At 68.0% G+C, this 13,565-nt stretch carries 13 protein-coding genes; 8 read left to right on the top strand and 5 right to left on the bottom strand.

Going from position 1 to position 13,565, the window contains the following annotated elements:
* Positions 1–7: 7 nt before the first annotated feature.
* Positions 8–1,597, top strand: a complete 1,590-nt coding sequence (locus tag V6M63_RS14055; protein ID WP_332742775.1) for a methyl-accepting chemotaxis protein — start codon at positions 8–10, stop codon at positions 1,595–1,597.
* Positions 1,598–1,633: 36 nt separating this feature from the next.
* Here V6M63_RS14055 and V6M63_RS14050 read toward each other — a convergent pair whose 3' ends face one another.
* A complete protein-coding gene (locus V6M63_RS14050) occupies positions 1,634–3,082 on the bottom strand; it encodes an 8-oxoguanine deaminase (protein ID WP_332742773.1) in 1,449 nt (482 codons plus the stop codon).
* Positions 3,083–3,118: 36 nt separating this feature from the next.
* Here V6M63_RS14050 and V6M63_RS14045 point away from each other — a divergent pair, with 36 nt between their 5' ends.
* The 6 genes from V6M63_RS14045 to V6M63_RS14020 all read left to right on the top strand — a co-directional run bounded on the left by V6M63_RS14045 (position 3,119) and on the right by V6M63_RS14020 (position 9,190).
* Entirely contained in the window at positions 3,119–3,931 is an 813-nt protein-coding gene (locus V6M63_RS14045) for a hydroxypyruvate isomerase family protein (RefSeq protein ID WP_332742771.1), read from the top strand.
* Positions 3,931–5,241: a glycerate kinase type-2 family protein gene (locus V6M63_RS14040; protein ID WP_332742769.1), complete on the top strand. Its 1,311-nt coding sequence runs from the start codon at positions 3,931–3,933 to the stop codon at positions 5,239–5,241. The genes V6M63_RS14045 and V6M63_RS14040 overlap by 1 nt, the downstream gene beginning before the upstream one ends.
* Positions 5,242–5,417: 176 nt before the next feature.
* Entirely contained in the window at positions 5,418–6,086 is a 669-nt protein-coding gene (locus V6M63_RS14035) for a DUF3348 family protein (protein ID WP_332742767.1), read from the top strand.
* Positions 6,083–8,026, top strand: coding sequence for a DUF802 domain-containing protein (locus tag V6M63_RS14030; protein WP_332742765.1), 1,944 nt, complete (start codon positions 6,083–6,085; stop codon positions 8,024–8,026). The genes V6M63_RS14035 and V6M63_RS14030 overlap by 4 nt, the downstream gene beginning before the upstream one ends.
* Positions 8,023–8,685, top strand: coding sequence for an OmpA family protein (locus V6M63_RS14025; protein WP_332742763.1), 663 nt, complete (start codon positions 8,023–8,025; stop codon positions 8,683–8,685). Before V6M63_RS14030 ends, V6M63_RS14025 begins: the two co-directional genes overlap by 4 nt.
* Positions 8,678–9,190, top strand: a complete 513-nt coding sequence (locus tag V6M63_RS14020) for a DUF2894 domain-containing protein (protein WP_332742761.1) — start codon at positions 8,678–8,680, stop codon at positions 9,188–9,190. The genes V6M63_RS14025 and V6M63_RS14020 overlap by 8 nt, the downstream gene beginning before the upstream one ends.
* 46 nt (positions 9,191–9,236) lie before the next feature.
* On the opposite strand, the gene V6M63_RS14015 is transcribed toward V6M63_RS14020, so the two are convergent.
* The 3 genes from V6M63_RS14015 to V6M63_RS14005 all read right to left on the bottom strand — a co-directional run bounded on the left by V6M63_RS14015 (position 9,237) and on the right by V6M63_RS14005 (position 12,192).
* Positions 9,237–10,319, bottom strand: coding sequence for a TRAP transporter substrate-binding protein (locus V6M63_RS14015; protein WP_332742759.1), 1,083 nt, complete (start codon positions 10,317–10,319; stop codon positions 9,237–9,239).
* Positions 10,320–10,456: 137 nt separating this feature from the next.
* The gene (locus V6M63_RS14010; RefSeq protein ID WP_332742974.1) at positions 10,457–11,218 is read right to left on the bottom strand and encodes an ABC transporter permease; all 762 of its coding nucleotides are present in this window, start codon (positions 11,216–11,218) and stop codon (positions 10,457–10,459) included.
* A gap of 5 nt (positions 11,219–11,223) precedes the next feature.
* Positions 11,224–12,192: an ABC transporter ATP-binding protein gene (locus V6M63_RS14005; RefSeq protein WP_332742758.1), complete on the bottom strand. Its 969-nt coding sequence runs from the start codon at positions 12,190–12,192 to the stop codon at positions 11,224–11,226.
* 80 nt (positions 12,193–12,272) lie between these two features.
* Here V6M63_RS14005 and V6M63_RS14000 point away from each other — a divergent pair, with 80 nt between their 5' ends.
* Positions 12,273–13,367, top strand: coding sequence for a PA0069 family radical SAM protein (locus V6M63_RS14000; RefSeq protein ID WP_332742757.1), 1,095 nt, complete (start codon positions 12,273–12,275; stop codon positions 13,365–13,367).
* Here V6M63_RS14000 and V6M63_RS13995 read toward each other — a convergent pair.
* On the bottom strand, positions 13,327–13,500 hold the full coding sequence (locus tag V6M63_RS13995; RefSeq protein ID WP_442909596.1) for an oxidoreductase-like domain-containing protein: 174 nt from the start codon (positions 13,498–13,500) through the stop codon (positions 13,327–13,329). The genes V6M63_RS14000 and V6M63_RS13995 overlap by 41 nt on opposite strands.
* Positions 13,501–13,565 lie beyond the last annotated feature (65 nt).

The following is a 13,565-nucleotide window of genomic DNA, read 5'->3' as shown; positions in this document are numbered from 1 at the left end:
TGGCGCGATGAAAAAACTTCTCAATCCCTTTGGCTGGCTCCTCCGACTTTCGGTGGGCCAGCAGCTCTTCGGCGCGTTTGCGTCCATTCTGGTGTTGACGGCGGTTCTCGGCGCCACCGCTCTGGTGGGTCTGAAGAGCGTGGATACCGAAGCCATCGCGCTGTCCGAGAAATGGCTCAAAGGCGTGAGCGCCCTGTCGGATGCCCGTGCGCTGGCGGTGGAATACCGCGAGTTCGAAGTCAAGCACAGCCGCACCGAAGACGGCAGCTATCACGCCGAGTACGAAGACAAGATGAAAGAGACCGGCAAGTCCTTGCAGGATTTGTTCACCGGCTACCAGGGACGCGTTTCGGGTGATGAGGAAACGGCGTTGACCGCCAAGTTCTCGAGCGCCTGGGCCGCCTACCTGCAAGCGAATGAAAAGGTCGTCAAGCTCGGTCGCGCCAAACAGCAGGTGGATGCCGCCGACATCGCCGACGGCCTCTCCAGCATGGCGTTTGATGAACTGGTCGCGGCCCTCAACGGCTTGATCCAGTTCAACCACGGTGGTGGTGAAGCCTCTGCGCAATACGTGGCCACCGTGTACGACCAGGCGCGTTTTGCCGTCATGGGTCTGCTGGGCCTGTCGCTGGTCGCCGGTATTGGTCTGGCGCTGATGATCACCCGCAACATGCTGCGCCAGCTCGGTGGCGAGCCGCGCACCGCGGTGAGCATTGCGCGGGCCGTGGCCGAAGGTGACCTGACCACGCCGATCCGGCTCAAAGCCGGCGACACCGACAGTCTGCTGGCCTGGCTGCAGACCATGCAGCAGGGGCTATCGAAAGCCGTGACGGATGTGCGCCGCAGCTCCGACTACGTGTCGCACGCCAGCGGCGAGATCGCCTCGGGCAACCAGGACCTCTCGGTCCGCACCGAGCAGCAAGCCAGCGAACTGCAGCAGACGGCGGCCACCATGGAGCAACTGGGCACGACCGTGCGCCACAACGCCGACAACGCGCGCCAGGCCAGCCAGCTGGCCCAGAGCGCGTCCAGCGTGGCGGTGCAGGGTGGTGAGGTGGTGGGCCGCGTGGTGCAGACCATGAAGGGCATCAATGAAAGCAGCCGGAAGATCAGCGACATCATCGGCGTGATCGACGGCATCGCCTTCCAGACCAACATCCTGGCACTCAACGCCGCGGTGGAAGCCGCGCGCGCCGGTGAACAGGGCAGGGGCTTTGCGGTGGTGGCCGGCGAGGTGCGCAACCTGGCGCAGCGCAGCGCCGAGGCCGCCAAGGAAATCAAGGGCCTCATCGGCGCCAGCGTGGACCGGGTCGAACAGGGCTCGGCCCTGGTCGATCAGGCCGGCACCACCATGCAGGAAGTGGTGGCCTCGATCCGCCGTGTGAGCGACATCGTGGGTGAGATCAGCGCGGCGAGTTCGGAGCAGAGCGCGGGCGTGGCGCAGGTCGGCCAGGCCATCACCCGCATGGACCAGGGCACGCAGCAGAACGCGGCGCTGGTGGAGGAAAGCGCGGCTGCGGCCGACAGCCTCAAGCAGCAGGCCCAGCAGCTGGTGGAGTCGGTGGCGGTCTTCAAGACCGGCGTGGTTCGCGCCTGAGTTCGATCCGGCCTTCGGCTGCTCGAGCAGCCCGCATCACGCAACCGCCTGCGCCAGTTCCCTGGCCAGGCGGTTGTGCCTTTCCAGCAGCGGACCGAGATCCACCGTGGTGAGCTGGCCTTGGCGCACCACCACCCGCCCGTTCACCACCGTGTACGCGGCCTGCGCGCTGGCGCACAGCAGCAGACTGGCCACCGGGTCGTGCACCGCGCCGCCGGCAAAACCCAGCGTGCGCAGATCAAAGAGCGCGAAGTCGGCGCACAGGCCGGGCGCGAGATGGCCCACATCGCGGCGCCCCAGCACCTGCGCGCCGCCGCGCGTGGCGAGAAACAGCGCGTCGCGCGCCGTCATCTCGGCCGGGCCGAGGTCGCAGCCGAAGAAGGTCTTGCCCGCACGCACCTCGGGTGGCTGCATGGCACGGCCCACGCGAGCCAGCAGCAGCGCCTGGCGCGCTTCGCCCACCATGTGCGCGCCATCGTTGCTGGCGCTGCCGTCCACCCCCAGGCCCACCGGCACGCCGGCGTCCAGCATGCGGCGCACCGGGGCGATGCCCGAGGCCAGGCGCATGTTGCTGCACGGGCAGTGGGCCACGCCGGTGCGGCTCGCGGCGAACAACGAGATGCCGTCGTCGTCGAGCTTGACGCAGTGGGCGTGCCACACGTCATCGCCCAGCCAGCCGAGGTCCTGCGCGTACTGCGCGGGTGTGCGCTTGAACTTCTCCAGGCTGTAGGCGATGTCGTGGTCGTTCTCGGCCAGGTGGGTGTGCAGCCGCACCCCTTGGCCCTTGAAGGATCGCGCCAGTGCCGCGCTCTCCTTCATGAGCGCGGTGCTCACCGAAAACGGTGAACAAGGTGCGAGTGCGATCTGCAACATGGCGCCATGGCGCGCGTCGTGCCAGGTCTCGACGAGCCGCTGGCTGTCTTTCAAGATCGCGTCCTCGCGCTCCACCACGGCGTCGGGCGGCAGGCCCCCCGCGCTCTGGCCCACGCTCATGCTGCCGCGCGTGGCCATGAAGCGCATGCCGATGCGCTGCGCGGCGTCGATGCTGTCTTCCAGCCGCACGCCGTTGGGGTAGATGTAGAGGTGGTCGCTGGTGGTCGTGCAGCCGCTCATGAGCAGCTCGGCCATGGCCACCTGGGTGGAGACCTGCACCATCTCGGGCGTGAGCCCGGTCCAGATCGGGTAGAGCCCCCGCAGCCAGCCGAACAGCTCGGCGTTCTGCACCGCCGGTATCGCGCGCGTGAGGCTCTGGACCATGTGGTGGTGCGTGTTCACCAGGCCGGGTATGACGAGGTGGCCGCGCGCGTCGATGGTTTCGTCGACTTCTTCGCGCAACGCGGGAGCCAGCTCGCTGGCCGGTCCGATCCATTCGATCAGGTTGTCGCGCACGAACAGGCTCGCGTCGTGGATCTCGCATCCCTGCGCCGGGTCGTTGTGATCGAAGGTGGCGATGCAGTCGGCGCGGTCGATCAGCAGGGTGGGCATGGGCGAGCGGTTTTTTGATGTGGCGACAATGGAGGCATGTTCACATTCTCAGCCAACCTCAGCACGCTCTTTACCGAGCTGCCGTTCGCCGATCGGTTCGCCGCGGCGCGCGACTGCGGCTTCGAGGCGGTCGAGTGCCAGTTTCCCTACGGCCACACACCCGACCATCTGGCCGCCCTGCTGCGCGCCAACGGCTTGCGCATGGTGCTGCACAACCTGCCGGGCGGAGACCCGGCCACGGGTGATCGTGGCATGGCCTGTCATCCGCAGCGGGTGGGCGAGTTCCGCGCCGGTGTGGCGCGTGGGCTCACGCATGCGCTGGCCCTCGGCGTGCCGCAACTCAACTGCCTGGCGGGTCTGCAGCCCCCCGGCGTGAGCGAGGCGCAAGCCCGCGCCACGCTGGTGGGCAACCTGCGTTTTGCCGCCGCCGCGCTGCGCGTGCATGGTCTGCGTTTGCTCATGGAGCCCCTGAACACGCGCGATGTGCCCGGCTTCTTTGTGAGCCGAACGGCGCAGGCGCTGGCCATCATGGACGAGGTCGGGGCCGACAACCTGTACCTGCAGCACGACCTCTACCACGCCCAGCGCATGCAGGGCGAACTGGCCGGCACGCTGCGCGCGCTGCTGCCACGCATCGGCCACATCCAGATCGCCGACAACCCCGGGCGCGGCGAGCCCGGCAGCGGCGAGATCAACCACCGATTCCTGTTTGACGAGCTCGATCGTCTGGGCTACAGCGGCCATGTGGGCTGCGAGTATTTTCCCCTTGAAAAACGCGACGACGGCACCCGCGCCGGCCTCGCTTGGCTGGCTGCCCACGGACGCCACCCCACCGGAAGACCCCTGTGATGCAACCCACCCTGAACGATCCCCGAGCCCTGCTGCGCCACTTGTATGACGTGGCGGTGCAGCGCGCGCTGCCCCTGCACAACACGGCCGCTTTCCTGCCACCGCCGCCCAAGGGCCGCACCGTGGTGATCGGTGCCGGCAAGGCCGGCGGCGCCATGGCCCAGGCGGTGGAGGCCCTGTGGCCGGCGGATGCACCGATCTCGGGCCTGGTGGTCACGCGTTACGACCACACACCACCGCGCCCGGTGGGTTTGAAGGAACGCATCGAGGTGGTGGAAGCCTCGCACCCGGTGCCCGACGCCGCGGGTCTGGCCGCCGCGCAGCGCATCCTGCAGCTCACCCAGGGCCTCACCGCCGACGACCTGGTGCTCTGCCTCGTCTCGGGCGGTGGCTCCTCGCTGCTCACGCTGCCGGCCGACGGCCTCACGCTCGAAGACAAGCAGCGCATCAACCGCGAGCTGCTGGACAGCGGCGCCAACATCCTGGAGATGAACACCGTGCGCAAGCACCTCTCGCGCATCAAGGGCGGGCGGCTGGCGGCGGGTTGTGCGCCCGCGCGCGTGGTCACCATCACCATCAGCGACGTGCCGGGCGATGACGTGAGCGTGATCGCCAGCGGCCCCACCGTGGCCGATGCCACCAGCTGCGCCGACGCGCTCGACATCCTGCAGCGCTACGGCATCCAGGTGCCGGCGACCGTGCGCGCGCAGCTGGAGCGCGGCGAACTCGAAACACCCAAGCCGGGCGATGCGCGCTTGCAGGGTCACGAAGTGCACCTGATCGCCACGCCGCAGCAAAGCCTGGAAGCGGCCGCGGCCGCCGCGCGTGCGATCGGGCTCAACACCTACGTGCTCAGCGACGAGATCGAAGGCGAATCGCGCGAGGTGGGCAAGGTGCATGCCGCACTCGCGCGCTCGGCCGCGCTCGGCCGCAGCGATTTCAAGACGCCCTGCGTGATCCTCAGCGGCGGCGAGACCACGGTCACGGTGCGACCCCGCGTCGAAGGCCAGGCCAAGGGCAAGGGCGGACGCGCTGGCGAGTTCTGCCTGGGCATGGCGCAGGCGCTCAATGGCGTTGCCAGCGTGTGGGCACTGGCGGCCGATACCGACGGCATCGACGGCATGGACGACAACGCGGGCGCGATCGTCACGCCCGACACCCTGACGCGTGCCGCGGCGCGGGGGCTCAAGGTCACCGACCACCTGGCGCGCAACGACGCCTACGGCTATTTCAAGCCGCTGGGTGACCTGGTGATCACCGGGCCCACGCACACCAACGTGAACGATTTCCGGGCCGTGCTGGTGCTCTGACGCCGGAACCGGCCGGCAGACGGTTACAAGTCGGTCCGGCGGATCGTTTCTAATGTCGCCTTGGCCGCCGGACGTCCGGTCTGGCCACCGCTGACGGGCGTGCACGCCCCACCGTGTCAGCAACCCACCCTGTTCTTGATGCCGATTGCGCCCGCAGGGCGCCAAGGAATGCTTTTTTGCGCAGCAACTTCAACCGCTCAGCCCTGGTGCGCCAGCTTGCCGGCTGGCTGCCCACGCCCGCAGAGGCGCCTCGGCAGGACCTGGCCGAGCGGCTGGGCCAGTGGCTCAACGTGGCCGATGCCATCGCGCTGCACTCGGCCCACCAGGCGTTGCCGTCGGTGGCCCGGGCCCGGCGCCCGGCGGTGCCGGCCGCTGCCCGCGCCGTGCAGGCCGAGCTTCAGCGGGTGCGCGCCACCCTGCGCCAGGCCATCACCACCCCGCCGGGCGAGCCGGGTGACGAATCCGGCGATGACGCCGATGCCGGCTTTGCACCGCACCACCAGCGCTGTCTGGAGCAGCAGCGCCGCATGGAGATGGGCATCGACGCCTTGCGCGGCCACGTGCGCAAGACCTTGGCCCAAACCTCCCCGCGCCTGGCGCAGCTCGCCGCGCTGGACGCCGTGCTCGACACCATGCTGGGTGGGCGCGAACAGAAGCTGCTGTCCTCCTTGCCGAGCTTTCTCAAGGCGCGCTTCGACCAACTGCGCCAGACCCACCCCAGCGGTTGGCAACCATTCTTCGAAAACGACTTGCAGCAGGCCCTGCTGGCCGAGCTCGACCTTCGGCTGCAGCCCGTGGCGGGCATGGTCGACGCCCTCAGCCAGGAAGTGAAACAACACCCATGAGCAACAACGCAGTGAACCGCCTTTTTTTCGTCGGCGCCTTGACCCTCGGCCTGATCGCCGTGGTCTGGGTCGGCTGGGGCTTTGTCGGGACCAGCGCCATCGCGCTGGCCATGACCGTGGCCATCGGTGGCGTCTACCTGCTGGGCGCGCAGGAGATCCGGCGCTTTCGCGCCACCACCGACGCACTGGCGCAGGCGCTGGCCAACGTGCCCCAGCCGCTGGCGCAATTGAGCGACTGGCTGGCGCGGGTGCCATCGGCGCTGCAGAACGCCGTGCGCGCGCGCATCGAGGGCGAGCGCGCCGCCTTGCCCGGCCTGGCCCTCACGCCCTACCTGATCGGCCTGCTGGTGATGCTGGGCATGCTCGGCACCTTCCTGGGTCTGGTGGTCACGTTCCGCGGTGCCGTGTTCACGCTCGAAGGCACGGCCGACCTGCAGGCGATCCGCGCGGCACTGGCCGAGCCCATCAAGGGTCTGGGCCTGGCGTTCGGCACCTCGGTCGTGGGCGTGGCCACCTCGGCCATGCTGGGCCTCATGTCGGTCATCAGCCGGCGCGAGCGCATGGCCGTGGTGCGCCAGCTCGATGCCCACACCGCCACCGTGTTCCGCCCGTTTTCGCTCGCGCACCAGCGCAACGAAACCTTCAAGGCGCTGCAGCAGCAAGCCGGCGCCTTGCCCGCCGTGGTGGACCAGCTGCAAGCCCTGATGGCGCAGATGGAGCGCCGAGGTCAGCAGCTCGACGAGCAGTTGCTGGAGCGCCAGGCGCTGTTCCACCGCGAAGCCAGCGTGGCCTACCAGGACCTCGGCCAGTCGGTGGCGCGATCGCTCAACGACAGCCTGACGGCCAGCGCGCGCGTCGCCGGTGAAACGCTCCAGCCGGTGGTGGAGAACGCCATGGCGGCCATCGCGAGCGAGTCCACGCGCCTGCACGAGCGCGTGAGCGACGCGGTGCAGACGCAACTGGGCGGTCTCTCGACGCAGCTCGGTGCCAACGCCCGCACCGCGCTGGAAGGCTGGACCCAGGCCCTGCAACAGCACGCGCACACCAGCGAGCAGCAGACCCACGGTCTGGAACGGGCGCTGGTGGCCTTCACCACCACGTTCGAGCAGCGCTCCGCCGCCTTGCTCGCGGGCGTGCACGACACGGTGTCACGCTCGCACGCCGAACAGGCTGCAACGGAGCAGCAACAGCAGACCGCCTGGAAAGAGGCACTGCGGGCCATGGCCACCTCGCTGCAGAGCGAATGGCAACAACTGGGCGCGCAGACCCTGGCCGAGCAGCAGGCCGTGGGCCAGACGCTGCAGCAGACCGCGACCCTCTGGCGCAACGAGCTGGCCGCGCTGCGCAGCGAAGAAGCCGCTCGCGGCGAGGCTGCCGTGCAGCGCCTGCTGGAAACCGCCAACGAGGCGCCCAAGGCCGCGGCCGAGGTGATCGCGCAGCTGCGCCGCGAAACCACGCAGCTCGGCGAGCGCGACAACCTCGCGCTGCAGGAACGCGCCACGCTCATGAACAACATCGGCAGCCTGCTGCAGACCGTGCAGCAAGCCACGGGCGAGCAGCGCGCGGCCATTGAATCGCTGGTGACCTCGGCCAGCGCCGTGCTCGACCAGGTCGGTCGCCAGTTTGCCGACACGGTGGGTGTGCAAGCCCACCGCGCGCAAGACGTGGCCGCGCAGGTGAGTGGCAGCGCCATCGAGCTGGCCAGCCTGGGCGAGGCCTTCGGCCACGGCGTGCAGCTCTTTGCCGCCACCAACGAAAAGCTCATCGGCAGCCTGCAACGCATCGAGGAAGCCGTGGGCCAGTCCATGCTGCGCAGCGACGAACAGATGGCCTACTACGTGGCGCAGGCGCGCGAGGTGATCGACCTCAGCATCAGCTCGCAACAAGGCATCGTGGACGACCTGCACCGGCTGCGCACGGCCGAGAGGGCCGTGGGATGACCGGGCTGGACGACACTTGGGAAGAGGGCGCGGGCGAGCAGACCGCGCCGGTCTGGGCCGTGTTCGGCGACCTCATGGCCGGCCTCGTGGGCGCCTTCGTGCTCATCCTCATCGGTGTGCTCGTGGTGCAGATGGACCTGGTGGCCAGCCTGCAGGCCGAGGTGCAGAAACGCCAGCAGGAAGAAGCCCGCCGCATGGCGCTGGAAAAAGCCCTGGCCATTCCGCTGCAGACCGGTCGCGTGACGCTGGACAACGGGCGCATCGGCATCAGCGGCAGCGTGCTGTTTCCGCTCAACTCCGACGAGCTGCGCTCCGAGGGGCGCCTGCTGCTCAAGAGCCTGGTGCCGCCGCTGCAGGTGTACCTGGGCGAGCGCGACGAGATGCTGATGGTCAGCGGCTTCACCGACGACCGACCGGTGCAGGCCAACAACCAGCGCTACACCGACAACCTCGAACTCTCGGCCCAGCGGGCACTCACCGTGACCCGCGTGCTGATCCAGGAGGGCATGCCACCGCAGCGCGTGTTCAGCGCCGCTTTCGGTGCCGAACAGCCCGTGGCCTCCAACGCTGACGAGAAAGGTCGCTCGCTCAACCGGCGCGTGGAGATGGCCCCCGTGCCCAAGGCGGCCAGCGCGGCGAAGGCGCCTGTGCGTGAGTGACCCCGTGCGCGCCCACTACGCGCAGGCATTGCAACGGCGCATGCAGGCCGCGCCCGAGGCCGTGCAGCGCGTGCTGCAAGACCGGCTGCAACGCGCCATGGCCGAGCCGACCGAGGCGCCCGTGACGGGCGCTGCACAACCGCCACGTGCCCGCCCGAAGAAGGTCCTCACCCCGCTGGGCCAGCTCAACCAGTACATGGCCACCGCCACGCAGGCCGGCCCCGAGCTCAAGAGCGCGCAGCGCTTCCGCGAAACCTGGTCCCGCATCTGCGCCGAAGAAGACGTGACCCAGGCCGTGGAGCGTGGCCCCGAGAACGCGGGCCCGCTCAACTCGCACATGCTCGTGCTGCGCACGCTGGGGCTCATGCGCGACCTCTCGCCCGACTACCTGCGGCGCTTCATGTCACACGCCGACACGCTGCTGTGGCTGGAGCAGGCGCACGGCCGGCTCAAGGAACCCGCGGGCAAGACAAAGCCCGTCAAGACGGGCCGTGTGAAGCGCTGAGTGTCAGCGGCCCGGCGGCATGTTCCGCCAGGCCGCTGCCGGTTGATCAGAGCTTGGCGGTGGTGATGAAGCTGTCGTAGCGCCATTCGGAGAAGCGACTCCACAGGACCTGGTCGCGCTGGAAGGCGCGCATGTCCTGGTGGATCTTCTTGAATTCGGGCGACTTGGCTTCGTGCGCGGCGAACACTTCCTTCGCGGCCTTGAAGCCGGCGTCCATCACGTCCTTGGTGAACGGCTTGAGCTTGGTGCCGCTGCCCACCAGGCGCTTGAGCGCCTGCGGGTTCTGGGCGTCGTACTTGGCGGTCATGTCGCGCGCGGCAACCGCACCGGCGGCACGCACGATGGCCTTGTTTTCTGGCGAGAGCGCGTCGAAAGCCTTCTTGTTGATGAAGAACTCCAGTTCGGCGCCACCCTCCCACCAGCCAGGGTAGTAGTAGAACGGGGCGACCTTGTTGAAGCCCAGGCGCTCGTCGTCGGCCGGACCGACGAACTCGGTGGCGTCCAGCGTGCCTTTTTCCAGCGCCTGGTACACCTCACCGGCGGGCATGTTCTGCGCCACCACGCCCAGCTTGGCCATGGTCTCGCCGAACAGGCCGCCACCCAGGCGCATTTTCAGGCCCTTGAGGTCGGCCACGCTCTTGATCTCCTTGCGGTACCAGCCACCCATCTGGGTGCCGGTGTTGCCCGAGCTCATGGAGAGCACGTTGAACTTGCCGTAGAACTCGTCCATCAGCTTGCGGCCGTTGCCGTGTTCCATCCAGGCGTCCATGTGGCGCGCGGTCAGGCCGAAAGGCACAGCGCAGCCGAACGCGAAGATGGGGTCCTTGCCGGTGAAGTAGTAAGGCGCGGTCTGCGCCATTTCAATGGTGTTGTCCTGGATGGCATCCACCACACCGAAGGCGGGCACGATGTCGCCCGCGGCGTGCACCGACACCTCGAACTTGCCGCCCGACAGGGCCTTGACGGTTTCAGCGAATTTTTCGGCCGAGCCGAAGATGGTGGGCAACGACTTGGGGAAGCTGCTGGCCAGGCGCCAGCGCACGGCGGCCTGTGCATGCACGGCGGGGGCGATACCGGTGGTCAAAACGCCGGCGATGCCAGCGTTCTTGATCATTGAACGACGATCCATTGAATGTGTTTCCTGAGAGAGGTTGTCGGTGGGCGCGCGGCAGTGCGTTGCGCCCGCAAAGGGCGCCAAGTGTGCCATCTTCCGAGAGACCCTCTGGTGCGCTCTGTGCCGGGCGCGACCTCGCGCCCGCGTCGGTGTCAGCGCCGGATCTTCCAGCCCGTCTTGAACACCCACCAGACCACCGCCAGACACGCCGCCATGAACGCCAGCGTCATGCCCGTGCTCACGGCGATGTGCACATCGGCCACGCCGTAGAAGGCCCAGCGCAGGCCGCTGATGAGGTAGACCACGGGGTTGAACAGCGAGACCGTTTGCCACACCGGCGGCAGCATGTTGATGCTGTAGAACGCGCCGCCCAGGAAGGTGAGCGGCGTGATGATGAGCAGCGGGATCACCTGCAGTTTCTGGAAACTGTCGGCCCACAGGCCGATGATGAAACCGAACAGGCAGAAGGTGATGGCGGTGAGGATGAGGAAGCCCACCATCCACACCGGGTGCGCCACCTCGTACGGCACGAACACGCGCGCCGTCAGCAGGATCAGCAGGCCCAGCGTGAGGCTCTTGGTGGCCGCAGCGCCCACATACCCCAGCAGCACTTCGACCCAGTTCACCGGCGCACTCAGCAGCTCGTAGATGGTGCCGGACCACTTGGGCATGTAGATGCCGAAGGCCGCATTGGAAATGCTTTCGCTCAACAGCGAGAGCATGAGCAGGCCAGGGATGATGTAGGCGCCGTAGCTCACGCCGTCGATGTCGCCCATGCGCGAGCCGATGGCCGAGCCGAAGACGATGAAGTACAGCGAGGTGCTGAGCACCGGCGCGATGATGCTTTGTGCCCAGGTGCGCAGGGCGCGGTTCATCTCGAACTGGTATATGGCCCTGACGGCGTGAATGTTCAAACCCATCATGCTCGGGCCTCTTCTTTCTGTTCGTGCACCAGGCTGACAAAGATGTCTTCGAGCGAACTCTCGCTGGAGCGCAGGTCCTTGAAGTGGATGTTGTTGTCGGCCAGCGCGCGCAGCAGCTCGGCGATGCCGGTGTCGTCTTTCTGCGCGTCGAAGGTGTAGGTGAGGGCATGGCCGCCCTCGGTGATCTCCAGCGCCCAGGGCGCCAGAGGTTCGGGGATGCGCTCGATGGTCTGCTGCAGCGTGAGCGTGAGCTGCTTCTTGCCCAGCTTGCGCATGAGCACGTGTTTGTCTTCCACGAGGATCAGCTCGCCCTTGGCGATCACGCCGATGCGGTCGGCCATGTCTTCGGCTTCTTCGATGTAGTGCGTGGTGAGGATGATGGTCGTGCCCGCTTCGCGCAGCTCGCGCACCATGCGCCACATGTCGTGCCGCAGCTCCACATCCACGCCCGCGCTGGGTTCGTCCAGAAACAGGATCTTGGGCTCGTGCGAGAGCGCCTTGGCGATCAGCACACGGCGCTTCATGCCGCCCGAGAGCGCCATGATCTTGCTGTCCTTCTTGTCCCAGAGCGAGAGGTCCTTGAGGATCTTCTCGATGTAGGCCGGGTTGGGTGCCTTGCCGAAGAGGCCTCGGCTGAAGCTCACCGTGGCCCACACGGTTTCAAACGAGTCGGTGTGCAGCTCCTGCGGCACCAGGCCGATGGCCTCGCGCGCCAGCCGGTAGTCGCGCACCGTGTCGTGGCCGTCGGCCACCACCGTGCCTTCGGTGGCGTTGACCATGCCGCAGATGACGCTGATCAGCGTGGTCTTGCCGGCGCCGTTGGGGCCGAGCAGGGCCAGGATTTCGCCGCGGCGGATGTCCAGGTCGACCTGCTTGAGGGCCTGGAAGCCGCCGGCGTAGGTCTTGCTGACGCCGCGCACGGACACGATGGCCGCAGGGTCGGCGGCTGCAGGGGTTGAATGCATGGGAACTCCACGGAGGTGGATGAAAGGAGGCCGGAAAAGTGGTCGAATTCTAGGCTGTACCTGTGTACAGTGTTTCAACCATGCCCACTACCCACATTCCGCTGCAGGCCATCAAGGGCCGCGGCCTGGCCCAGCACCAGCCCCACCGCTTCGAGCGCGACGCCCGCGAAGCGTTCGACGACGGCTGGGGCGCGCTCGACGACGCGGTGCAGGCGCGCGACGAAGCGCCACCACCGGCCACCGAGGTGAGCTTTGAAGACGCGAAAAGCGCCATCACCCACAACGACTCGCCCGACATCGGCTTTCGCCTCGGTCTCAACCCGTACCGGGGTTGCGAGCACGGCTGCGTGTATTGCTACGCGCGGCCCAGCCACAGTTTCCTGAACCTCTCGCCGGGCATCGATTTCGAGACCAGGCTGATCGCCAAGCGCAACATCGCGCAAGTGCTGCAGCGCGAACTCGCCAGCCCGCGCCACGTGCCCGAGCTGCTCGCCATCGGCACCGTGACCGACGCCTACCAGCCCATCGAACGCGAGCTGCGGCTCATGCGCGGCGTGCTGCAGGTGTTGAGCGACACCCGGCACCCGCTGGCCATCGTCACCAAGGGCAGCGGCGTGGAGCGCGACATCGACCTGCTCGCACCCATGGCCGCGCAGGGCCTGGCGGCGGTGTACGTGACCATCACCTCGCTCGATCCGAAACTCACCCGCCTGCTGGAGCCGCGCGCCGCCGCACCCCACCGCCGGCTGCGCACCATCCGCACGCTGGCCGAGGCCGGCATCCCGGTGGGCGTGAGCGTGGCGCCGCAGATTCCGTTCATCAACGACGACATGGAGCAGGTGCTCGAAGCGGCGTTTGAGGCCGGCGCCCGGCGCGCCTTCTACACCGTGCTGCGCCTGCCGTTTGAACTGAGCCCCATGTTTCGCCAGTGGCTGGAGCTGCACTACCCGGACCGTGCCGCGCGCGTGATGGCCCGCGTGCAGGAGATGCGGGGCGGGCGCGACTACAACGCTGACTTTTCGCAACGCATGAAGGGCAGCGGCGTGTGGGCCGACCTGTTGCGCCAGCGCTTCGAGAAGACCTGCGACCGCCTGGGCTACCAGCGCGAGCGCGAGCCGCTGAAGACCACGCTGTTCAGGCCGGCGAGCCTGCAGGGGCAGCAGTCGCTGTTCTGAGCAAGGCCAGTGCGTCCGTGCGCCAGTGGTGCAGGGCTTCATAGAAACCTTCCCACACGCAGCCGTTGCAGCCGCGCCCGCAGCAGGTGGCGGGCTCGGGCGGTGGCGGGCGCAAGGCCGCGTCCAGGTTCATGCCCTGACGCTGCGCCAGGCCACGCAGGTGGGCAGTCAGTGCTTGCGCGGTGGCCAGGTCCGCCA

The organism is Hydrogenophaga sp. (assembly GCF_036675665.1).
GTDB lineage: Bacteria > Pseudomonadota > Gammaproteobacteria > Burkholderiales > Burkholderiaceae_C > Hydrogenophaga.
This window is presented reverse-complemented; position numbering and strand designations above follow the sequence as displayed.

Coding starts and splice junctions, on each gene's coding strand:
- V6M63_RS14055 (WP_332742775.1), top strand. CDS start 8: ATGAAAAAACTTCTCAATCCCTTTGGCTGGCTCCTCCGACTTTCGGTG.
- V6M63_RS14050 (WP_332742773.1), bottom strand. CDS start 3,082: ATGCCCACCCTGCTGATCGACCGCGCCGACTGCATCGCCACCTTCGAT.
- V6M63_RS14045 (WP_332742771.1), top strand. CDS start 3,119: ATGTTCACATTCTCAGCCAACCTCAGCACGCTCTTTACCGAGCTGCCG.
- V6M63_RS14040 (WP_332742769.1), top strand. CDS start 3,931: ATGCAACCCACCCTGAACGATCCCCGAGCCCTGCTGCGCCACTTGTAT.
- V6M63_RS14030 (WP_332742765.1), top strand. CDS start 6,083: ATGAGCAACAACGCAGTGAACCGCCTTTTTTTCGTCGGCGCCTTGACC.
- V6M63_RS14025 (WP_332742763.1), top strand. CDS start 8,023: ATGACCGGGCTGGACGACACTTGGGAAGAGGGCGCGGGCGAGCAGACC.
- V6M63_RS14015 (WP_332742759.1), bottom strand. CDS start 10,319: ATGGATCGTCGTTCAATGATCAAGAACGCTGGCATCGCCGGCGTTTTG.
- V6M63_RS14005 (WP_332742758.1), bottom strand. CDS start 12,192: ATGCATTCAACCCCTGCAGCCGCCGACCCTGCGGCCATCGTGTCCGTG.
- V6M63_RS14000 (WP_332742757.1), top strand. CDS start 12,273: ATGCCCACTACCCACATTCCGCTGCAGGCCATCAAGGGCCGCGGCCTG.
- V6M63_RS13995 (WP_442909596.1), bottom strand. CDS start 13,500: ATGAACCTGGACGCGGCCTTGCGCCCGCCACCGCCCGAGCCCGCCACC.